The following is a 20,004-nucleotide window of genomic DNA, read 5'->3' as shown; positions in this document are numbered from 1 at the left end:
GGTGTCCGGATGCTCGTGGAATGAGTGTCCGGATCAGCGTGGAATCACTGTCCGGATGTGCGTGGAATGGGTGTCCGAGTCAGCGTGGAATCCGCAGCCTGGCGCCTGAACGGCTGATGCTGATGACCCACACACCGAGTTCTTCATGGATATCTCCCAAACGCAACTGGCAAAGCTCACTCAGGCGTGCGCCGCTGTACAACCCTAAAATCGGCAGCCAAAAACGGTAGTCATCAAGCCGCCAGCGCGGCGGCTCAGTGAGCGAGTAAACCGGGCCAGCTAACAGCTTCTCAATCTGTCCCGGGCTATAAGTGCGCTTCCTTGGCGAATCTGCGCCCTTGGTGCTGAATGTCAGGCCCGCCGCGATATTCTCTGTCAGATAGCCCTGATCGTGCGCATAGCTCATGAGCGCTCGGGCCAGCTCGAAGAACTTTTTCGCCGTGCGTGCGTTAATCGGCTCGAACTTGCCATCTTGAATGAGCTTGCTCAATGACTGATTACGCGTTGCACGCAAGCGATGGCGATTCTTCGGATAACCACGCAGCAGGTCACGTAGCGCATTAAATTCGGCGCGCGTCAGCGTCTCGATGCTGCGGTGGCCGCCGATGATTTCGGCTAACCCCTCTAGCCGGGCATGCATTGTGATCAGGGTACGGGGATTCGACCAAGCGCCTTCCCGAATCTGCCGCTCTTCGAACTCTTTAATCAGCCCTCCGAAATGAAGGCTCTCAGACATGATAGGCGCGGGCGCAATGATGCGGTTATTACAAGCAGGGGTCTCAAAGAGTGCCGCGAGTTTGGTTTTTTGGGCGTCAGGCAGAACACTGCTCAGTGCGCTAAGCAGCGCAACTGTACCGGCATCCTGCGGTGGATAGACTGAGTCATTCGCCGCGATCATTTCGGGTAATGAGGGCATGGGCTCAGCTGGAAGAATGGGCCCAAGCGTTCGCCGAATCAGATCACTGATTTCTCGCATGGCCTGCTCATAGGCATCTGCTGAAGTGCTTTCAACGAAGCTCTGCAGCAGAATCTTGTCGATCTGTGCGAGTGTGGCCTGCATCAACAGCATCGCGACAATCGGCGAGCTGGTCAGCAATTCGATGCGCATATCCTTGGGCCATTTTACATTCGGGTTAAGGCGTGCATGCTGGAGCGGGATAGAAATGCAGTACAACCCGGACTCTTCCTGAATCGTTTTGAAGCGCTTGCAGAACTCCAACGAGTCGACTTTCAGCTTTTGCTGTTTCAGATAAAAACCGACGGAGTAAGCCGATTGCGGCAAGTTGGGCGGCACATGCAGCAAGTGGCGGCCTTGATCGGGCCGGGCAAAACACAAGTACTCGTAAAGCGACATCACTGAGATGAGCGGATGCTGGGGCGCATAGCTGATGGCCTCAAGAGGCCAGGTCTCTAGCCCGATGACCGCGTTATAGATGTATGTCGCCGCATCACTTGCCGCTTCTGGATCGCGTGTTCCGAGTGGCCAGTCGAAACGGGTAAAACCAATGTTGAGTGTCCTTATCAGTTGCGGGCTGGGAAATAGTGCGAAATAAATTTCACCGCCAGGCTCTTGAGTGAAGAGCACAGGGTGTTCCTTGCACTCTTTCATCAGGCGCTGATGCCCGCGCGTAGGATCACTCGAAGCCAGCCGTGATGGCGAGGGGCGAATGGCCCAGACCTTGTTAGTGTCTGACAGGGTAAGCTTGATCTCGTCATGAAATTTGCTCAGATCACGAAGAATGAGATCCGCGTCGAACGCCACGCGCTCTTTGTCGCTGTTTTGCAGAAGTGCTTGGAAGCGCAGGTTCAAGTGCTTTGCGAGATCGCGTGCCAGCGCTTCGTCATACCCGAGGGACCAGCGAATTTGTGCCGGAAGCTTTTGGTTGAGTGCGAAATGCTTTGGGAAGGTGAGGTAGTACTGGAAGCCAGTTTTGGCTTGGTAGACGAGGTGTTGAACACCGGTTTTGCTTTGACGCTTGGACATGATGGCATACCTATTTGGATTCACAGAAGGACTGTGTGAAATCCATTGCCATCAAATCGTGCCTGAAACCCGCGGTTTAGACGGGTTTCATGGCTTATTTGGTGGAGCCGGGGGGATTTGAACCCCCGGTTATTGCCTGTATTCATTGGGCTTGAGTGTTGTTGTTGCTGAGATGTTGCTGAAACCTGATTTTTACCCACCCTCAAACGCTGCTGGATTGGTTCAGCTCCCCGCTAGGGATTTGAACCGGCGTCCCAAACAGCTCTGCCGCCTTGCTGCCTGACGTGTCGCCATCGTTCGGAATGTACCGGCCATAGACGCGGGCGATCATCACCCAACTACTGTGGCCCATTTGTTTTGCTACCCACATGGGATGCTCGCCAGCGCTGAGCATCATGGATGCATAGGTGTGGCGGGTTTGGTACGGGTTGCGGTAGCGCACCTTTGCCCGGCGCAGCGTCGGTATCCAGAATGATTTCCTGATCGCCTGGTCACCGTCAAACGGTTTGCCGTAGCGCGGATCATGGAACACCTGCGCCCCGGCGATGTAGGTGTGTGCCTTCTGCTCTTCCAGTGCCGCCAATGCCATCGGCAACAGCTTGACGTCACGCAACCCCGCCGCCGTCTTCGGTAACTCCGCTTCCTTGGCCGCCTTGGTCAGCCCCCTCGATATACGCGCCTCTCCCCGCAACCAGTCAATATCCCCCCACTCCAACGCCACCAATTCCGATGTGCGAAGTCCCGTCCAGAACGCGAACTGCAACAAGTTGCGGTATTGGCCGGTGGCGGCTTCCAGAATCGCCGCCTGTTCAGCCTTGGTGAAGGGGTCTATCTCATCCTCCGTCTTGGGCTTGCCCTTAACCGAGTAGGTCCAGCCCGCCAGCGGGTTTGATTCGATCAGCTCATCGTCTACGGCGTCACCCAGCGCAGAGCGCAGGCAGCTTTGTACGTTGGCCAGCCGCTTGTTGGTCGCCTCGATGCTGGCGAATGCGTCCTTGCACATCTTGCGGGTGAGCAATACCAGCGGCGTGGTGCCAAGCTTCGGATTTAGCACGCCATTGATGATCTTGCGGTAACCGTCGAGGGTTGAGGCTTTTAGGTGCGCCTCTTTCTTGGTCAGCCAAGCGTCGAGGTAGTTGCTTAGCGGGATCTGCCCGGTGCGGTAGCCAACGCGCGCAGCACGCTTTGACTTGGGGAAGGTGGCGGCATAGTCGAATGTGCTGTTGTAGATGGCCAGCTCGATAGACGCCTTGTGTTGCTCAGCCCGTTTTAGGTTAGCGGGGCTGGGGACAAGAGGGACGCGCTCGCGGCACTGCTGCCCCTCGTACATGAAACTAATTTCAATGCTGGATTTTGAAGCGGCCCGCACTCCGCTGCGCTTTCCACCCATGCGTGATACCCCTCAACACTGATCAGCGGCTTATTGTCAGGGGCGCGAATCCATACCGCGCCTTGCTGCCAGGTGCCGTCTTGAATCTTGGTTCTGATTGCTGCCTCAGTGTAACCGCTCTCGCTGGCGAACTTCTTGATGGTCTGATATCTGGCCATCGTTGTTACCTCTCTACCCCTATGCCGGGGAGGGTGGGAAGGGGTTAGTTCTTGATCAGGCGCAAGCCGCGCCCGCTACTGACCACGTTGATGCGGCTAGCCTCAAACGCTGGCGAGGTGAGCGCTTTGTGGATTAGCTCGGGCAGCTTCTCCAGTAGCTCGGGCGGCATCTGGTTGTAGTGCACGCAATGCAGGGTGCGCAGCACTTGATAGGTGTCACGGTCAGGCTTCACATCAAGCATTTCGGCAATGGTGTCGATAGTGCAGATGCTGAAGCTGTTGCCCTCAACCATCTTTCTCAAGGCCGCCTGAGCCGCCATCATTTTGATTTCGTTGGACACAGGAATACCTCTCCACCGGCTCACGCCGGCACAGTTTCTTGATTGGGTTTTGATCGGGGTTATTGCTCTGCGGGGTGATGCAGAATCTCACGGAGTAGCTGGATGGTTGCCCGCAGCTCGACCACCTCCACCGCCTCGCCCCCTTGGCTGGGCTGCTGGGCGCGGGTGTTCCAATTCCACAGCTCGTATGCTAATGCACCAAGCTGATTGGCCCAGTCTTCGTTGTGATGTACGACATGGCACGACAGGTTGTGCAGTTCATTTCCGATATCTGAAAGTTTACGATCATCGCTCATTCGCCTTGCTCCTTATGACTGGCTGGGGATGGGGCTTCTGGCATATCGGTCCAGTGGGTTATCACTCCCTCGATAACCGCGCAGCTTGCATAGTCTGGCCAGTTGTCGATCAGCTCATACCAGCCTTCAGTCGTGTAGTAGCAGTCATCTTGCTCGCTGTACTCGCAGCACTGGGTATCAGGGTCTGCGAACTCTTCGGCCTCAACCGTGAAGCGCTTGACGTGCATTGCTCGAATGCGCCGCCCCATGCCGTGACTGTTCAGGTAGTAGGCCAGCACTGGCTTTCCGTTCGCTGGCAATTCGTCCGCTGCCAGGTTCCACTCCCGCGCCTGCTCACCATGGCTAGGCGCTGAGAGGGCGGCGCGGGCAATACTCATCAGCTCATCCGCAGCGGCGTAGACATACGGTTTCAGGTCGGCTTGCCCTTCCTTGATCGTGAACCCGTTACGAAGGAACACGGCGCGGATTGTTTCGCGATCATCGCCAGCGCTGACAGTCGGCAGCAGATGCCGGCACTTATCGCAAGCATGGATATGGCGCGACTCAACACCGTTAATCAGCCCGCTGCCGTGCCATGGGTGATAGCTCAGCGGTTCCGCGCAGTAATCGCACGGTGGATATTGCGCATCATCACCAGCGCTGACAGGGGATGAGTTGAGGCGGGCGACTTCATCAAGGCAGGCGTTGTGCGTCTCTGTCTCAATAAAACCCTCTCTTCCTGTAACCTGATTCCAGGTTTTACGCTCAGGCAGCACCACCCCGCCCTGCTGGGCTTTCAGATGGTCGTGCATCGCCATCATCGCGTTAGCGAACCAGCCGATCATCAATTCGTGCTTGTCTGCCTGCCCTGGGAAGACGGCGACGAAGAAGTCAGCCCACGCCTTAGCGTCAGGGTTGCTGTGAATGCTGTTGCACCAGTCAGCGCCTGATGCTTTCCATGGGTCTGGTTTGGCTTTCAGGGCGGCAAGCTCTGCATAGATGCGGTCGTTCTGATCGTCTATATCGTTGCAGGTTAGCTGTAGCCGCTCAATCTCCCGCGCCTGCTCAGCAATGGTTGTGATCGGCTTACCATCCGCATCCTCATACCGCGCCAACCTTGCCCGCAGCACTTCGCAGTTGTCGGCGGCTGTTTCGACGGCTTGCTGCTCTTCACTCATTGGTTTTCTCCGGGTGGGCTGGTCGACTGAAGGCATGAGCTGATCCTTGTGGGCGCGGATGACTGCCAGCCGGTGCCTGCCTCGGTCTTTGTGCTCAACCCAGGCCGTTAATTCGGGCTCTAGCGAAGGCATCATCTTTATGCAGTAACTGATCAGTGACCCGCGCACAGAGGTGGGCGACGCTCCGATCTGTTTTGCGGTTGCAGAGATGGATTTCTCAAGCCCGATAACGTGGTGGGCTACCAATTTCTGGCGTTCTGTTGGCATGGCGGATCAGTCCGAGGTGATAGGCGTGCAGCGCAGGCACACGCAATTGGAAACGGGCTTGAGGGTGGTTCGGCAGTAGGTGGGGGTCATGCGCTTTTCTTCAGCTCCGGCTCAATGAGGTCGTATTGCTGAATGCCCCAGCTGAGTGCGTAGCAGCACCAAAGGAAGGTGTTCGTGTACTTGGTGAAGGTGTAATCGAACAGGTCTTCAAACTGGAACTCGCGGCCGCCGATTTCGGTATGGAACTCATTGGCTCGTTCGAAGTTTCCGCGCTCGTCCTCGTCGATGTAGACCAGAATTTCGTCCTGAACCGTTGCGCGCAGCTCGGCGCGCTGCTCACGATTAAGTCCGCTATGGCGCATCCAGCCGACTAAGAACTCCTTAATGACGCGCTCAAACTTGAGCGGATCAAACTCAGTTGCCGAGCCGTTACGCCGCCCGCCGTCGACGGCAAGCAATTTCTCTGACCAGTAGCCAGGGTTAATGCGTAGCTCGCCCAGCTCATGCCGATCTGTACGGAAAAACTCAAACATATCGGCCAGGCGGCTAAACACAAATGTGCCCATATCGCCCGTATAGCAAAGCGCGCCTGGCCAAGTGATCAAGTCGAAGTAATAGGCGCTTGAGCCTGGACGCTTGAAGCGGAGGTGACGGTAAAGGCCGTCATCGCGCAGGACGCTAAGCTGGTGGTCTTTTACATCCCGCAGGAAGTTTTCAATCTGCATGGTTATCCCTCGCCAGTGGCGTGAATTATTGGAAGTGAGTAGGGTCTATGTTCACCACCCTCCCGCCCGAGCATCAGGCAGGGAGTGGGCGGGTAGGGTGGTGATTACATCTGCATGTAGGCGGCTATGAACTCTTTCGCCGCTTCAGCGTTGATGGCGTTTCCGTAGGCGCGCAGGCGTCCCACTCGGGAGGAAGCCCCATTAGCCAGCGGGAATGTGCTGGGTTCAACTGCCCGCCACTTTCCATCCCGGCAGAACAGCCAGTCAGCATCTGCCCACAGGCCGTTAGTCGGGCTGGCTGTGGATTTTCCCGTAGCAACGCCGCCGTCTCTGAAAGGCCCATCATTCCGGGGCGCGGCGATACGTTTCCTTGCTTTATCGCGCCCGTCGCTGTGCAGGTCGGCCAGCCCGCAATCACTGCAAAGTCCTGCAAGCGCTGTTGCACCTTCGACCCGTCCGCCCGTGTCATGCTCAGTGCAGATTCCGGGTTCCCCGTCCTGTCGTTGCTGCAGCTTGGGGTTGCCCATCCCGCCAAGTACGCTTGGCGTGGCAACTGGTCGATACGATCTTGCCCGTCCCGCTGCGCCACCATCCCCGGTGTGTCCTTCCAGTCCCGAGTTGTTGGCGTGACCCCCCCAGAACAATCTGTCTCGGATATGCGGCGCACCGACGCCCGAAGACGGGAACGGGACGGCCCCGAAGGCGTAACCCATGGCTTCCAAGTCAGCGTGTACAAGGTCGACCCAAGGATCGACAGCCTTGCTTGCAACCTGCTCTCCAAAGACGACTGTAGGTTGGCACTGCTCAATGAGCCATTGGAACGCAGGCCACAGGTGCCGCTCGTCAGCAAACCCAGCTTGCGCGCCTGCCGAGGAGAAAGGCTGGCAGGGGCAACTTCCTGTCCAGACAGGTCGATTATCAGGCCATCCGGCGCGACGCAAAGCCAGTGACCAGACGCCGACTCCGGCAAAGAAGTGGCATTGCGTGTATCCCAAAAGCTCATCTGGTTTGACATCTTCAATACTGCGCTCATCAACTACTCCTGGCGCGATGTGACCCGCCTTGATTAGGTTGCGAAGCCACTCAGCAGCGTATGGGTCAATTTCGTTGTAGTACGCCGCCATGGCTCATAACCTCCGCCCTCTGTTTGGATTCATAAACGGCTTGCCCACCTCGCCATCACTCGGCCCGAACTGGGTGCAGATCACCACCACGTCTGTTCCGTCCTGCCGGTGCACTGGCATGGTGTGGAAGGGAAGGTGGCTGCAGTTGTCCAGGCGCTTGGTGCAGGATTGGCAGCGGCTGCGCTTGGGGTAGTGGGTCATGCGGTTTTGAAGATATCGAGCTGGTCGTTTGCGGTGGCGCGCTGAGCGATCAGCACCACGACAGACACGCTGGTGCCGGCGAACTCGTTTTCGAAGGTGCGCGCCCATTCCAGCTGCAAGCCCGGCAATACGTCCTTGCCTTTGGCGCTTGCAGGAAGGATGGCAACCAGTCGGCCCGTTGGTTTGAGCATGGTGACCGCATGCTGTAGGTGCGCCAGCCAGCGGCCTTCACTGAAGGGCGGATTCATCACCACGCGATCGAATAGCCGGCCAGGCTTCCAGGCGAGGAAATCCGCCTCGATCACCTCGTAGCCTTTGGCCTCCAGCACCTTGCAGTGCAGGGCGCTGATTTCCACGCAGGTGGTGCCCAGGGCTGGGAACCAGCTGGCCAGGCTACCGGTACCGGCACTTGGTTCGAGAACCAGCTCTTCACCGTGAACATCCGCAACGCTGGCCACGAACTCGGCAATGGCGTGCGGCGTGGGGTAGAACTGGTGCGACTTCTGGTCTGGGATGCAGCCTGAGCAGATGACCTGGTCGAGCACCGCGGTTGGCTCGTAGTCGAACTGCCAGTGCTGCACGCGCTCACCGGCTACGCTATCCACCCACACGCCGCCGATGGCGCGCAGCACGTCCTCAGCCTGCTTGCGAGCGGCCTTGTCGTAGTCGCCATAGTCGAAGCAGCGGGTGTTCGGGATTGCGATATGGATATCACGCCAGCCGTCCTTGCCCTTGCGCCAGCCTTCGCGCATGCCTGCCAGCTGACTGACCACCACGAACGGCAGCGGCTTGTCGAACAGCTCGAAGTCCTTAATCTTCTTGGCGCGCTTCGGCTTCTCGCGGAACTCGGCAGGAATGGCCAGGGGGTAAAGGCTGGCCAGGATGGCGTTGAGCCGCCAGGCCATATCCGGGTGCACTTCGAGGTGCGCAGTACCGACGCCGCCATAAACCCGGATGCGTAGCGCGCCGCCGTCGACGTTTTGCCACTCCCCATTCTTGCGCCGTGCCGCCTTGATTACTGGGTCGGTCGCGCAATGCTTTGGCTCATCGCGACCCATGAACTTGGCGATCACGCAGCGCAGGTCATTGATGTGGCCGTGGGTCTGATAGCTGAATACGCCCTGGATGATCATTCGCTTGTTGAAGCCCTGCGGGGTGTTGGTGACGTGCTGGCGGCTGAGCGCCTTGAAGATGCCGTCGACGCGCTCGGCCAGGAACTGCGCCCGGCTGTTGAGCAGGCCATTCAGGGTGGAGCGAACGGTGTCTTCTTCGAAGGCGGGAAGCGGCGGCATGTCCTTCTCGCCGGTGTGGCGGTTTTCTTTGCGGCCCTCCGGGTTGCGGATCTGGTCGTGCCACTGTTCACGCCGCGCCTGGGGCATGTAGTCAAACACGTCAGTCAGATGCAGCGCGCGATTCCAGAAGTCGGCGTTGAGCTTGGCGACCGCACCCTCTGCGCGAAACAGAGCCTCGACAGTGGTTGGCATGCTGTAGCGCTGATCCTGTACGTTGCCTTCGATGAAGTAGTGCAGGACGGCGCCGATGTTGTCGACCCGCACGGTACTGGCCAGCGCCTCGATGCGTTTGCGGGCTGATTCGTACTGCCCGACCAGGCTATCAACCAGGTCGGCAGACATCGGGGCGAAGAACAGCGACTCGTCGGCCACCTCTCCGGTAATGGTCTGTGCAAGCGCGCTCATACTTTCTCCAGGCAATAGCAGCCCGTTGCGCTGCTGGCGCTGGGCTGTGGTTTATTTGATTTTCCCGCTAGCCGTGGCTGTCGGGATTAGATGCGCGCCAGTGCTGGCGAGGGTTTGGTCATTTGACGGCCATTTGATCAGCCCTCTGCATCCATCCGCGTGGCTTGGCGCTCGCCTTGGGCCATCAATGCGCGCGCCACGTTTTCGCTTATCTCTACTTTGTGGCGCGGCACGGTGAAGGCGCTGGTGCTGCCTTCCGGGCCAAGGGCGTGCATGTTGTGGATCATCAAGGTCATGGCCTCGCCCTGCTGCTCGATGCCGTGCCAGGCCATCAGGTCAGCCAGGGCGGCGCGGGTGCCTGCCATGGTGAGCAGGCGCAGTTCCTCAACACCCTTGGCCGCCCGGCTTGCGTTGCGCTTGGCGCTGCGTTGCTGGTTGTTGGCTGCCATCACGCTTCCAAATTGGTCTTTGGGCCGCGTTTTACGTTTTGCTCAAGGATGATCCTGAGCACGTACTTGCGCGTCAGCTTGGGCGTAAAGGGGGCTTGATCGGCGATCGCCTCAATGCTCAGCCCCTTGCCTGCCAGTTCTCGGATGGCGGCGAGTTTCTGTTGCTTGAGCGCCATCATCGCGCGTGGCTTGCGCTCTTTAGCGGGCTTGCTTGCCCGCACCACGGGGATTGCTCGCGGCTTGTCCGGGTCGGTGATGCGGAACACATGCATTGGCTCATTGCCGATGCGGATGGGCAGTGTTTGGATTGGGCCGTTGTGAGCCTCAAAGGCTGCCATTTGGGCGGCCAGGCTATGGCGCAGGCTTTCGCGCGCTCGGATGCTTGCTTGATCGATCATGTGGCTACCTTGATCGGCTGTTGATATCGATGTGGAAGTCTTTGGCGGTGCGCCGTAGCACTTGGCGGCTGATGCCAAGCGTTGTGCACATTTCACGTTGAGATAGCCGCTTGCGGGCCAGCCCGCGCACCTTGGGCGCGAGTTCGGCGCGCAGCTTGGCGCGGCGCGCTTGCTCTTCGGCGGTGTTGTGGCTTTTGAACTGCACGCCCAGTAAGCGTGCAAGCCGGTGAATGGTGTTGGTGTGCAGTTGCAGGGCTCTGGCCGCTGCTACAACGCCTGCCTGCTCATAGCGCTGCAGGGTTTCGCGGGTGATCACGCGGCACCTTGGCCGCTCACAAGGTCGCGCCCCAGTTGTTCGGCCTCAAGGTAGCTTTGGCGAAAGCCCAGCACGCGGCCGGTGTCGGCATCGCGCACATGGACCATGCCGCTGAAAACGTAGAGCTGCGTTGCGCGCGGCGCTGGCACTGCCGGCATGCGCTTGGCGGCGAATGCGGCGCGGGCTTGCTGGGTGCCGCGCATCAGGGCGGCGAGGGATTGGATGGTGGCCTTGGCTTGCTGGATGGCGTTCATGCTGTGCACCTGTGTTGGTCATACCCATAAGTCAGGCGCGCCAAGCCTCAGGCTTTCCGCAAAGGTTTGGCCTGGCTGCCTGCTTATGGGTACGGGAGGGAAAAAGCCCGGCATCGGTGACCCGGTGCCGGGAATTGCGCAGTACGTTCGGGTGGGGCTTTGGGCTTGGCCCAATGATGCGCGGTCACATCGTCGCCCCGGTTGGCCGCTGCCTGTCATGAGTTGGGCGCAGCCTTCAGGCTTACTGCGCCGCGCGGGTTTTTGGCGGGGAAGCGAGCGCCAGAACGCTTGCGACCCCGTTGATACATCGCCATTGCTGGCGGGTGTTGCGCTGCGGATCGGCTGGCAGCTTTGCACCATGGTGCTGTTCTGGCTGCACATGGCGAAGCGCTGCGCCGATCAGGATGATCAGAAGCATGGTTGTCTCCGCTGAATGAGTGCCGCATTACGCCACGTTGCGGCTGGCCTTCGGGTGTAGCGCCCTGGTGGCTTCGCGTCATGCTCAGCCTGGCCCGGTGTACGTGTCGCCTCACGGCGAGCCCTGCCCCAGTGGATGCGACCAAGCGTCTTACTAGGGTTGTGATGCGCGATGTTGCGCATCGGACGGTTAGCGGGTCTAGGGCGTCCCCCATACAAGCCCGCGCGTGTGGTTTTGAACCCGGCATCCAGATGTGAGAGAGCGGCCCAGCCCTGCTGTCCGTGTTGCGTCACTTCTGGTTGATCAGCCCGCTTCCAACTTGTTCCGCTAACCGTCCGATGCGACCTGTTACCAGGCTATCGGTGCCTTACTGCCCAGGCGGCAAACCTGAATGGCCCCAGCTTCGCTCCTGCTCGGCTGGGTGGCGCCCCGGATTTGTCTTACGGGGATTCTTGGCCTGATTGCTCAAGCGATATTCTCGACTTGCTCACGCGCTGCTGCGCGGTATCGGCCCCCAAACCCGAACCAGTGGCTAAAAGAGCATTCGCGCACAGCTTCTTCAGGCCCTATGGAGCTGATTACGCCAGTTCTTTCCGGCTTGCTCATGAAGCTAATGCTTCCGATAACATCCCCATCGCGGTAAATCGCGCCGGTCATGCTGTCGTTGATGTAGATGTGCCTGATTGCCTCAAACATGCTGATTCCCTCCGGTGGTTTTCCCAATGCCCACTCAATGAATGGGCATCAGTGAAAACTTGGTTTTGCGGCCTCCGTTATGCGGCACGGTGGGCTGGCCTGCCTTTCGGCTCTCGGGGGAACTGGGTTCCCGACAGATCACCGCGCTCTATGCCGTGATCACTCTGTTTTGGCGCTTTACGCTGCACGCCCTGGGTGAGGCTCCCCATCTGAACCATTGAGGCTGGTTCATCGCTGCCTTTCGGCCTGGCCGGTTGTGGCCGGCGATGGGGTAATAATCACGCAGCGTGTTTAATCTGTCAATCACGATATGTGATTTATTTTCACGCAGGCACAAAAAAGCCCGCTCGAGGGCGGGCTTTCATATTCAGTCATTGGTCTTATTCGGGAGGGTCGGCGCGCTCCACGCCAAGGATAACGGCTTGCTTTATGCTGGCATCTAGCACCTTGGCGTTGATTCGCAGCAAGACAACCGTTCGTTCCCACTCCGCGTACTGAAGCACTTCCTTCATTTCGGCGTTCAGGAACGAATCTTCCACCACCGCCTCAAACTCTAGGGTTCCACGATTCTTTCGCACCTTAACCCGGAACTCGTCAGGGTTGGATGAATCCACCCTAAGAATCCGATAGTAGTCATCTAGACGCTGTTCCACGGTTTTTCGGCGGGCGTTAGTAATCAGCTCGCTTGCTGTGTCCGAGGCTACGGTTATGTCGCCCACAGTTGACTGGTCTGCAGAGGCAAAGCCCCTGAGCATCTCAGTCTGTGTGTCGTAGGCTTGGCGGCCAACCTGCGCCAAAGCCGGTTGGCGAATCATCATGTTCTCGATGATTTTTAGGCGTTCGGTTTCCTGCTTTGAAAGCCGTTCAATGCCCTGGAGCATCTCCCGTTGCTCTTCGGTTTTTGACTCGGCCTGCCGTATTTCTCGGCGGTGGTTTAGGTAGGCCACGTACGAGGTCTTACCTACCCATAGAACGCCCAGCCCAAGCACGGTAACGGCGATCATTTCTGGGGTCATTTGTTCTGCTGCCTTTGTTGCGAACTTCACCAATACGTCTTGGAAGTCTACTTCAAAAATAGAAGACCCTTCCTCAACCTTTACCTCGATCTCAAGCTCATCACGCTCCTCCTTAGAGAGCTTGCGCGTGTCATCGGTTCCGTATTGGGCAATTGCATAGGAGCGATAAACAAGGTTTTGAAGCTCTATAAAGGACTTCATCACGGTTGGCGTAATCGTTCCGTCGAACTTTTCGCCCACCAAGCGGACGCGCAGCTTTGGCCAGCCCTCAAGCTTCAGGTCACCATCAAGTTTCTCGCCTTCAAGGAAGCGCTTAATGGCATCTAGAGCTTGTTCCTCGTCAGTGATAGCCAGCTTGTTGTCCATGAAAATCCCTTTTTATTTTGATTTATTACTTGGCGATGCTCAGCCCGCGCCGGCGGCGCACCGTTGACCACCAGAAGACCCAGCCGAGCATGCGGATGTTGGCGAACTGCTCAGGGGTGAGCGTTTCGTCGGGGAATTCGTCGCTGTTCTCGCTGCGCACGCGCACGCCGCCACCGGGGAGGCGATAGAGGTATTTGACGCGCAGCATGCCGTCTTGGTCGAAGGCGTATATCTCGCCGTCTTCTATGTGTTTGCTGCCGGTATCAATGCCGATGGTTGCGCCGTCCATGATCAGGCGCTCCATGCTGTGGCCGCGCACGGTGGCGCACACGGCGTTTGATTCGTGCACGCCCGCCTCGCGAAGGGTGGACTTTGCGAAGCGCAGCAAGCGGCCTGGCACCTCGATTACTTCTGTCGCGCCGCCACCTGCTGCCAATTCAACCTCCTTGTAAAGCGGGATTGCCACCTCATCATCACCGAGAGGGGTCTTGCTGTCCCAGGCTGCCATGGTGCCGATCAATTCGGCGTTAGCTTCAATGGACGGTTGCTGTCCCTGCATTAGGAGCATGCCTTGGTCGATGCCAAGAACCTTTGCCATCTGAGCTATGTCTTCCAGGCTCGGCTCGCGAGTGTCTTTCTCATAATTTCCGACCCGAGACTGTGATGCCCAGCCGCACGCCTTGGCCAAAGAGGCCTGAGACATTTTTGCTGCGGTTCGATAGTGCGCTATGCGCGATCCAAGAGTTTTCATGGCTGAAATTCTAAACACGTTATGAAATAACGGCCTCTCACTAATTGTGTTTGCAGTAATCACGATGCGTGTTTATCCTGTGCAGAGTTAATCAGGAGATTGCCCATGAACCGTATTCGTGAAGTCCGCGAGGCGGCCGGAATCAAGCAGGTGGATCTGTACACCCGCCTTGAGTGGCGCCAAAGCCGCCTCAGCAACATCGAGAACGGGCGTCGGACTCCAGGGCTTAGCGAGTCGCGCGAGCTTGTAGCGGCTCTTAACGCCCTTGGCGCTGCTTGCGACCTTGATGCCGTGTTCCCGGCATCAGAAGCCGCCGCTTAACTGCGGCGTTTTTATTTACCCCGGATACCTAGGGGAAAGAGAAGCAAACGAGGGGAAACAGAAAATGCAATTAACCCTGAACCTAGACGCCGGCCTGGCTGAGAGCTACGGCACCTGCCGCGAATACGTTGCAGCTCGCGTGCATCACCAGGGCCGCCCGCAAAAGGCGATTGCTGCGGATATGGATTATTCGCCATCTGACCTCAGCCGAAAGCTGGCGCAGAACCCCGACGATTCGCGCCGGTTCACCTTGGACGATCTCGAGAAGTTCATGCAGGTCACCGGCGACAAGTCCCCGGTTCTCTATCTGGTCGAGAAATATCTGGTCGAGAGCGAAGGCGAGATTGAAGTGCTCAAGCGTCGATTGGCAGAGCTGGAAGGAAAGAAGCCTAGGGCCGTGGCTTAAACGCGCCCACAAAAAAGCCGGGATTACGGCCCGGCTTCTTCAACAGCAACAACATGAGAGGCCCGATTATGCAGAACACCGACTTAAACCTCAATACCAATGCTGCCGCGCCACGTTTTCAAGTTGCGCAAAACGTGGCGCGCACAATGAGCAGCGCCGAACTGCTTGAGATTATCAATGCCGCCCGCGCCGAAGCCGGTGAACCGGAGATCCGCCGAAATAAGTTTGCGGAGAAGATCGAGGATGAACTGGAAGGCGAGCACTACACAAAAAGGGTAGTGCAAAATTTGAACAAAACCGAGTCGGCCATTTACGACCTCACGCGCGACCAGTGCATGTTGGTGTCCATGCGTGAATCTAAGGCGGTGCGCCGTCGCGTGGTAGCTCGGTTGAATGCGATTGATGCCGCTGCTGGTGCTGCCCCTCTGCAAAGCAAGCTGCTGGGCGAAATGGCCATTCTGGAGTGCTTCACGCGCCTGCTGAAGCCTGCGCCGTCGAGCCAGATGATGATGCTGTCGAAGATCGCCCAGCAGAACGGGCTTGATGCTGGGTTTTTGCCGGGCTACGCGGTGGACGCCGCCCCAGGCTCTACCGATGGCAGCTCTATGCCGACTAAGGCGCTGAGTGCTTTGTTGCGTGAGCATGGCGTGACGCTGAGTGCCAGTGCGTTCAACCAGGTGTTGAAGGCTCACGGTTACCTCAAGCGCCTTACCCGCAAGAACAGCCATGGCGCTGAGGTGGCCTTTTGGTCGATCACGGATATGGGCCTGCAGTACGGTAAAAACCTCACCAGCCCAAGCTGCCCGCGTGAGACTCAGCCGCACTGGTACACCGAGCGCTTTGCTGAGCTAGTAAAGCGGGTAGGGGGTGCTGCGTGAGTGTACAGGCAATGACTTGGGCGCTTGAGCAGCGCCTTGTAATAACCCCAACAGCGCGCCATGTGCTGCTTTGCTTGGCGAACTATGCCGACAAGCATGGCAAGGGTGCCTTTCCGTCTGCAAACAGCTTGAGCGAAGACACTGGACTTTCTGTGCGTACGGTTCGCAATGCTTTGGAGCAGCTGCGTGATGCTGGTGCTATTGAGTCGGGTAATCAGGCTATCGCGGCCGCTTACATTGATCGTCACGACCGCCGCCCAGTGGTTTATGACTTGGCCATGAAGCGGGGTGCAGCAGCTGCATGCGGTGCAGAGCGGGGTGAATCTCTTGCATGCCGTTGCAATGGTACGGGGTGCAGCTCTTGCACGAACGGGGTGCAGCTAATACCAGAACGGGGTGCGGCAGCTGCACCCAATCCGTCAATTAATCCATCAATTAATCCAAGAGCAGCGCGCACAAGTGCGCCGGGTGTTGAAAAAGCGGCCAAGTACGACCCGCTGGCTGATCGCCCTGCGAACGTGAGTGAGGCCATTTGGGCGGACTGGTGCTTGCACCGTCGCGAGATTCGCAAGCCCTTGACCGCCACCAGTGTTCGCAACCAAGCCGCCGCCCTTGCTGCCCACCCATTCGCTGATACCGTCCTGCGCCTTTCGATCGTGAATGGCTGGGCGGGCCTGTTCCCGGAGAAAGTTCCCCATGAAGCCAGCTCTGCAAATCGCCCAGGCGTTGACAAGTCAGCAGTCGGACAGGTCCGAGCCGCCATTGCAGCCCGTGAAGCCGCCGAAACTGCGCCAGGGGCTGCTGGACAATTTGTGGCTGAAGATGACGGAGCTTTACGGGCACCGCTGGACGGGGAGTTTTGGCGTGAGCGCTGATCAATCCCACGCATGGGCCGCGGCTCTTGGCGGCTTGACCGGCCAACAGATCGCCGTTGGCTTGGCCGCCTTGGTTGCCAGTGATGAGAAGTGGCCCCCGAGCGCGCCTGAGTTCCGCTCACTCTGCGAGAACCGCGACCCGGCTGGCTACGGCCTGCCGTGCGATGCGCAGGCGTATCAGGAAGCCTGCCGCCGCGCTCATCCCGTTGGCGGCCCAATCGATGCACCTTGGAGCCACCCCGCCGTTTGCCATGCGGCGCTTGAAACCGGCTTCAGCAACCTGGCAACCCTCAAAGAGGACGTGAGCCGCAAGCTGTTCAACCGGAACTACGCCGCTGCCTGCCGCATGGTGATGGATGGCCAGCCACTGAAGGCTATCCCGCTGGGCTTGCCTGACCCGTACTCGGTTAGCTCTGTGCGTACAGAGGAAGGAGGCCGCCAGGGCCTTGCCGGTTTGCGTGCGGCCCTGCGTGGGGGTTCGGTTCAATGAAGTGGGCCAAGCAGTCTGAGCACGTCGCATTTAGCGATTCAAAGCCGGTTTACAAGGTGGCGCGGTTTATGGACGGCAGCAAGGCGAATTACCGCGCCAGTGTGCGTGGCGAGTTCATCGGTCAGGTGTGTGACGACCCCAAAGAGGCGCAGGCCATTTGCGAGCGTCACCTAATGATCATGGGTGAAGACAAGGAGGCCGCTTGATGGATGCCATCGAATTTGCGCCAAGCCTGCCGCAAGACGGCCAACGCAAGTACCCGGAAACCCGCAAACACGTTGAGTGGCTGCTGATCATGGGGTGGGTAATGGATCGCAAGCCAGATGGCCTGCACCTGAGCCACAAGGGGCAAAAGAAAATTGTGAGAGGGGGAGTGGTGATCAATGGATAACAAGACCGATTTTGCCGAGCTGCTGGCGTATAGCCGCGACTCAGCCGACGAACTAGACCGGGCCACGGCCGTTGAAGCTGCTGCTGTGCTGGGTGGCGTTTCTGAAGTGCTGGCGCAGATGCAGGGTGACGGCCAGGACGATTGCGAGGATTGCGGCTTTGAGATTCCGAAGGCCCGGCGAGTTGCCGCGCCCTGGGCGATTCGCTGCGCCCCCTGCCAGAGCGCGAAGGAGGGCAAGCGGATATGAGCACTTGGCTACCACCAGAAACCGCACCGAAAGACCGCCAGATTCTGGCCAACACCGGCTGGCCCTGGCCTGTGGTGGCCATGTGGAGTGAATACCAGGGTGAGTGGGTGACGGCGCAGCTTGAGGGGAACCTTTGCGAAGGCAAGGACGATCCGGGCTATGTAACTGAATACGAAACGAAGCTGAAAGGCTGGATGGAATTACCGGAGGTGGTGCGTGGCTGAGCTAAAACCAACCAACCCAAAGGCCGCCATCGGCTCTCAGAAGCTGCCGCTGCACCTTTGGCCAACTACCGCTACTGCCATGGGCTGCCTTGGCCTGATGGACGGGGCATTGAAGTATGGCCGCGCCAACTGGCGTGTATCCGGCGTGCGGGCTTCGATCTACTTTGACGCTGCAAGCCGTCACCTCAATGCGTGGTTTGAGGGTGAAGCCGTCGACCCTGACAGCGGCCTGCCTCACCTGTCTCACGCCTTGGCCTGCTTGGCCATTCTGGTTGATGCCGAAGCCGCTGGGGTGCTTGTTGATGATCGCCAAGTGCCTGGCGGTTACCGATCGCTGATTGATGCGCTTACTCAGCATGTGCCGCGCTTGCAGGATGTGCACGCCGATCGCGAGCCCAAGCACTTCACCATTGCTGACCAGGTGAAGGGCTAATGGCGGGCAAGGGCGGCGAGTTGCGAACCACGGGTGACGTGGTGCTGTGGTGGCTGCGCAGGGTTGAGCAGAAGTATCCGGCGAACTCGGATTACAGAAAGAATGTGGTCTCGATGGCCAAGGTGAACATTCTCCCGGCGCTGGCGCGTGTGGCCATCAAGAAGCTGGATCGGCGGGTTGTGGATGACAAGCTGATCTGGCGCATGGGCGGTGACGGGAAGAAGCCCGCCACCCAGCAGAAGGCTATTCAGGTGTTGCGCCGTGCGTTCGCTACGGCGGAAAAGACGGGGCGCATCAAGATCAACCCTATGGCCTCGATCACGTTCAAGGACTTCGACAGCGCGCCCATCAAGAGCAAGCCAGCGGCGTTGTCGCGTATCGACCTGCCACCTTTGGTTGCGCAGCTTTCAGAGGCCTTCGACAAAGACCCGGTGAACGGCCTGTTGCCTTTGATGATGCTGGCCCACGGCACGCGCATATCGGAAACGCTCAAGGCCACCTGGGCGCATATTTCGAGGGCTGAGCGCTTTTGGGTGATCCCTGCCAACAAGTCCAGCCGGCTTCATGAGCTGCCTTTGACGCCTCAGGTGCTGGCGTTGCTGGCGCGCTATCGGGCGGCGTTGCCTGATGCCCGCGCCCAGGGGGATTGGGTGTTCCCGGTGAGGGGCGGCGCTCGGCTGTCGGCCACTACGGCTCACTCAATGTTCCGCTCGATATCGGGCGGCAAGTGGTCGAGCCATGACCTGCGCAAGCTGATGCGGGCCTCGCTGTCTGAGCTGGGTGTGGATCACTTCATTGGTGAGCGGCTGATCAACCACAGCCTCGGCAAGACGGCAGAAACCTACCTGACCCGTGACGTTGCAGGCCGCTGCCGTGAGGCGCTTGAGCTGTGGCATGCCCGTCTTGATGAGTGCGGCTTTGCAATCGCGCACGGCCTAAATGTTGCCGCTGCTGCATCCCCGCAAACAGCCGCAAGCCTAGACGCTGCGGGCGCTCCGGGCGATTCCAGTGTATTCACGGGTAGAGGATGAAGATGGCGCAAAAGGGCAGTAATCAGGTGCTGTTGGGATGGCCGCCGAAGGTGCTGAGCCCGAATGCCCGCAGCCATTGGGCGACCCGCAGCAAGGCCGCGAAGGCTTACCGCTACAGCTGCTTTATGGCGGCAAAGCTTGCTGGGTTGGTCGCACCTGCTGGCCGGTTGCTGCTGGTGATTGAGTTCATGCCGCCGAACCGTCAGCGCCGTGACGATGACAACCTGATCGCTGCATTTAAGTCGGGCCGTGATGGGTTGGCTGATGCGCTCGGCCTGGATGATTCGCTGTTTGTTACCCAAAGCCGCCTGAGTGATGAGGTGCGCGCAGGCGGCGCGGTGAGGGTGACGCTTAAGCCTTATGCGGAGGAAGGGCAGTGAGTCGCATGGTGCCAATCATCCCGCTTGCCCGCTGCGAGATTTGCCAAGGCAAGGGCGTGATCAAGGGCATCTTTCACACGATGGATTGCGCGGCATGCAATGGCGCAGGGCTGGTTGATCGCAAGACGCATGAGGCGTTGAGCCCCGAGGTGATGGTGCAACAACTGCGAGTACGGCTTAACCAGGCGAACCGGCAGGTTGAGCAGCAACGGCAACAACTGGAGCGCGCTGGCTTGGTGGCTGTGACTGGTCCGGACGCGGACTACAGAGGCAACAACAAGAAGGGCGCGGGCGGCGCGCACTTCACTGGCGATTGAGGGGATA

General features: G+C 58.8%; 28 protein-coding genes and 1 pseudogene. 13 read left to right on the top strand and 16 right to left on the bottom strand.

Translation table 11 applies throughout. The features are described 5' to 3' along the window. Positions 1-79 precede the first annotated feature (79 nt). The 16 genes from AUK77_RS01565 to AUK77_RS01490 form a co-directional block, all read right to left on the bottom strand. Positions 80-1,984: a recombinase XerD gene (locus AUK77_RS01565; protein WP_296125464.1), complete on the bottom strand. Its 1,905-nt coding sequence runs from the start codon at positions 1,982-1,984 to the stop codon at positions 80-82. 202 nt (positions 1,985-2,186) lie between these two features. After that, a complete protein-coding gene (locus AUK77_RS01560; protein WP_296125462.1) occupies positions 2,187-3,374 on the bottom strand; it encodes a DUF3596 domain-containing protein in 1,188 nt (395 codons plus the stop codon). Positions 3,375-3,576: 202 nt separating this feature from the next. After that, positions 3,577-3,873, bottom strand: a complete 297-nt coding sequence (locus AUK77_RS01555; RefSeq protein ID WP_296125461.1) for a hypothetical protein — start codon at positions 3,871-3,873, stop codon at positions 3,577-3,579. A gap of 59 nt (positions 3,874-3,932) precedes the next feature. After that, positions 3,933-4,169, bottom strand: coding sequence for a hypothetical protein (locus tag AUK77_RS01550; RefSeq protein ID WP_296125459.1), 237 nt, complete (start codon positions 4,167-4,169; stop codon positions 3,933-3,935). Further along, the gene (locus AUK77_RS01545; RefSeq protein WP_296125457.1) at positions 4,166-5,593 is read right to left on the bottom strand and encodes a hypothetical protein; all 1,428 of its coding nucleotides are present in this window, start codon (positions 5,591-5,593) and stop codon (positions 4,166-4,168) included. Before AUK77_RS01545 ends, AUK77_RS01550 begins: the two co-directional genes overlap by 4 nt. A gap of 86 nt (positions 5,594-5,679) precedes the next feature. Then, positions 5,680-6,318, bottom strand: a complete 639-nt coding sequence (locus tag AUK77_RS01540; protein ID WP_296125456.1) for a hypothetical protein — start codon at positions 6,316-6,318, stop codon at positions 5,680-5,682. A 104-nt stretch (positions 6,319-6,422) separates the two neighbouring features. Further along, positions 6,423-7,442 carry a DNA cytosine methyltransferase gene (locus AUK77_RS01535; RefSeq protein ID WP_296125455.1) on the bottom strand — a complete coding sequence of 340 codons (1,020 nt, stop codon included), beginning with the start codon at positions 7,440-7,442 and terminating at the stop codon, positions 6,423-6,425. A 197-nt stretch (positions 7,443-7,639) separates the two neighbouring features. Beyond that, a complete protein-coding gene (locus AUK77_RS01530; RefSeq protein WP_296125453.1) occupies positions 7,640-9,340 on the bottom strand; it encodes a DUF4942 domain-containing protein in 1,701 nt (566 codons plus the stop codon). Positions 9,341-9,477: 137 nt separating this feature from the next. Next, entirely contained in the window at positions 9,478-9,789 is a 312-nt protein-coding gene (locus AUK77_RS01525; protein ID WP_296125452.1) for a hypothetical protein, read from the bottom strand. Then, the gene (locus tag AUK77_RS01520) at positions 9,789-10,187 is read right to left on the bottom strand and encodes a hypothetical protein (RefSeq protein ID WP_296125450.1); all 399 of its coding nucleotides are present in this window, start codon (positions 10,185-10,187) and stop codon (positions 9,789-9,791) included. Before AUK77_RS01520 ends, AUK77_RS01525 begins: the two co-directional genes overlap by 1 nt. Positions 10,188-10,191: 4 nt before the next feature. After that, a complete protein-coding gene (locus AUK77_RS01515; RefSeq protein WP_296125447.1) occupies positions 10,192-10,503 on the bottom strand; it encodes a hypothetical protein in 312 nt (103 codons plus the stop codon). Further along, positions 10,500-10,757: a hypothetical protein gene (locus tag AUK77_RS01510; RefSeq protein WP_296125445.1), complete on the bottom strand. Its 258-nt coding sequence runs from the start codon at positions 10,755-10,757 to the stop codon at positions 10,500-10,502. Before AUK77_RS01510 ends, AUK77_RS01515 begins: the two co-directional genes overlap by 4 nt. 241 nt (positions 10,758-10,998) lie before the next feature. Next, positions 10,999-11,175 (bottom strand): hypothetical protein, encoded by a 177-nt coding sequence (locus AUK77_RS01505; protein ID WP_296125443.1) that lies wholly within the window; start codon positions 11,173-11,175, stop codon positions 10,999-11,001. A gap of 465 nt (positions 11,176-11,640) precedes the next feature. Next, entirely contained in the window at positions 11,641-11,871 is a 231-nt protein-coding gene (locus tag AUK77_RS01500) for a hypothetical protein (RefSeq protein WP_296125442.1), read from the bottom strand. 380 nt (positions 11,872-12,251) lie between these two features. Next, the gene (locus tag AUK77_RS01495; protein ID WP_296125440.1) at positions 12,252-13,253 is read right to left on the bottom strand and encodes a hypothetical protein; all 1,002 of its coding nucleotides are present in this window, start codon (positions 13,251-13,253) and stop codon (positions 12,252-12,254) included. Positions 13,254-13,278: 25 nt separating this feature from the next. Further along, on the bottom strand, positions 13,279-14,004 hold the full coding sequence (locus AUK77_RS01490; RefSeq protein WP_296125466.1) for a helix-turn-helix transcriptional regulator: 726 nt from the start codon (positions 14,002-14,004) through the stop codon (positions 13,279-13,281). A 105-nt stretch (positions 14,005-14,109) separates the two neighbouring features. On the opposite strand from AUK77_RS01490, the gene AUK77_RS01485 reads away from it, so the two are divergent. The 13 genes and pseudogenes from AUK77_RS01485 (at position 14,110) to AUK77_RS01425 (ending at position 19,997) form a co-directional block, all read left to right on the top strand. Continuing rightward, entirely contained in the window at positions 14,110-14,325 is a 216-nt protein-coding gene (locus AUK77_RS01485; protein ID WP_296125438.1) for a helix-turn-helix transcriptional regulator, read from the top strand. A 64-nt stretch (positions 14,326-14,389) separates the two neighbouring features. Continuing rightward, positions 14,390-14,731, top strand: a complete 342-nt coding sequence (locus AUK77_RS01480; RefSeq protein WP_296125437.1) for a hypothetical protein — start codon at positions 14,390-14,392, stop codon at positions 14,729-14,731. A 53-nt stretch (positions 14,732-14,784) separates the two neighbouring features. After that, complete coding sequence (locus AUK77_RS01475) at positions 14,785-15,609, top strand: Rha family transcriptional regulator (protein ID WP_296125435.1); 825 nt, start codon at positions 14,785-14,787, stop codon at positions 15,607-15,609. Between the two features lie 11 nt (positions 15,610-15,620). Continuing rightward, positions 15,621-16,037, top strand: a pseudogene (locus AUK77_RS01470) (helix-turn-helix domain-containing protein); the annotation flags it as partial. A 268-nt stretch (positions 16,038-16,305) separates the two neighbouring features. After that, entirely contained in the window at positions 16,306-16,974 is a 669-nt protein-coding gene (locus tag AUK77_RS01465; protein WP_296125434.1) for a replication protein P, read from the top strand. Continuing rightward, positions 16,971-17,180, top strand: a complete 210-nt coding sequence (locus tag AUK77_RS01460; protein ID WP_296125432.1) for a hypothetical protein — start codon at positions 16,971-16,973, stop codon at positions 17,178-17,180. The genes AUK77_RS01465 and AUK77_RS01460 overlap by 4 nt, the downstream gene beginning before the upstream one ends. Then, complete coding sequence (locus tag AUK77_RS01455; RefSeq protein ID WP_296125430.1) at positions 17,180-17,365, top strand: hypothetical protein; 186 nt, start codon at positions 17,180-17,182, stop codon at positions 17,363-17,365. The genes AUK77_RS01460 and AUK77_RS01455 overlap by 1 nt, the downstream gene beginning before the upstream one ends. After that, positions 17,358-17,612: a TraR/DksA C4-type zinc finger protein gene (locus tag AUK77_RS01450; RefSeq protein ID WP_296125428.1), complete on the top strand. Its 255-nt coding sequence runs from the start codon at positions 17,358-17,360 to the stop codon at positions 17,610-17,612. Before AUK77_RS01455 ends, AUK77_RS01450 begins: the two co-directional genes overlap by 8 nt. Further along, a complete protein-coding gene (locus tag AUK77_RS01445; protein ID WP_296125426.1) occupies positions 17,609-17,836 on the top strand; it encodes a hypothetical protein in 228 nt (75 codons plus the stop codon). The genes AUK77_RS01450 and AUK77_RS01445 overlap by 4 nt, the downstream gene beginning before the upstream one ends. After that, positions 17,829-18,269 carry a dATP/dGTP diphosphohydrolase domain-containing protein gene (locus AUK77_RS01440; protein WP_296125425.1) on the top strand — a complete coding sequence of 147 codons (441 nt, stop codon included), beginning with the start codon at positions 17,829-17,831 and terminating at the stop codon, positions 18,267-18,269. The genes AUK77_RS01445 and AUK77_RS01440 overlap by 8 nt, the downstream gene beginning before the upstream one ends. Next, positions 18,269-19,300, top strand: coding sequence for a tyrosine-type recombinase/integrase (locus AUK77_RS01435; RefSeq protein ID WP_296125423.1), 1,032 nt, complete (start codon positions 18,269-18,271; stop codon positions 19,298-19,300). Before AUK77_RS01440 ends, AUK77_RS01435 begins: the two co-directional genes overlap by 1 nt. After that, positions 19,297-19,680, top strand: coding sequence for an endodeoxyribonuclease RusA (locus AUK77_RS01430; RefSeq protein ID WP_296125421.1), 384 nt, complete (start codon positions 19,297-19,299; stop codon positions 19,678-19,680). Before AUK77_RS01435 ends, AUK77_RS01430 begins: the two co-directional genes overlap by 4 nt. Next, positions 19,677-19,997, top strand: a complete 321-nt coding sequence (locus AUK77_RS01425) for a hypothetical protein (protein ID WP_296125419.1) — start codon at positions 19,677-19,679, stop codon at positions 19,995-19,997. The genes AUK77_RS01430 and AUK77_RS01425 overlap by 4 nt, the downstream gene beginning before the upstream one ends. The last annotated feature ends 7 nt before the right edge of the window (positions 19,998-20,004 follow it).

Source organism: Pseudomonas sp. Ga0074129 (genome assembly GCA_001465025.1).
GTDB lineage: Bacteria > Pseudomonadota > Gammaproteobacteria > Pseudomonadales > Pseudomonadaceae > Aquipseudomonas.
Note: the sequence above shows the minus strand (reverse complement) of the source record. Positions and strands in the feature narration are given on the sequence as shown.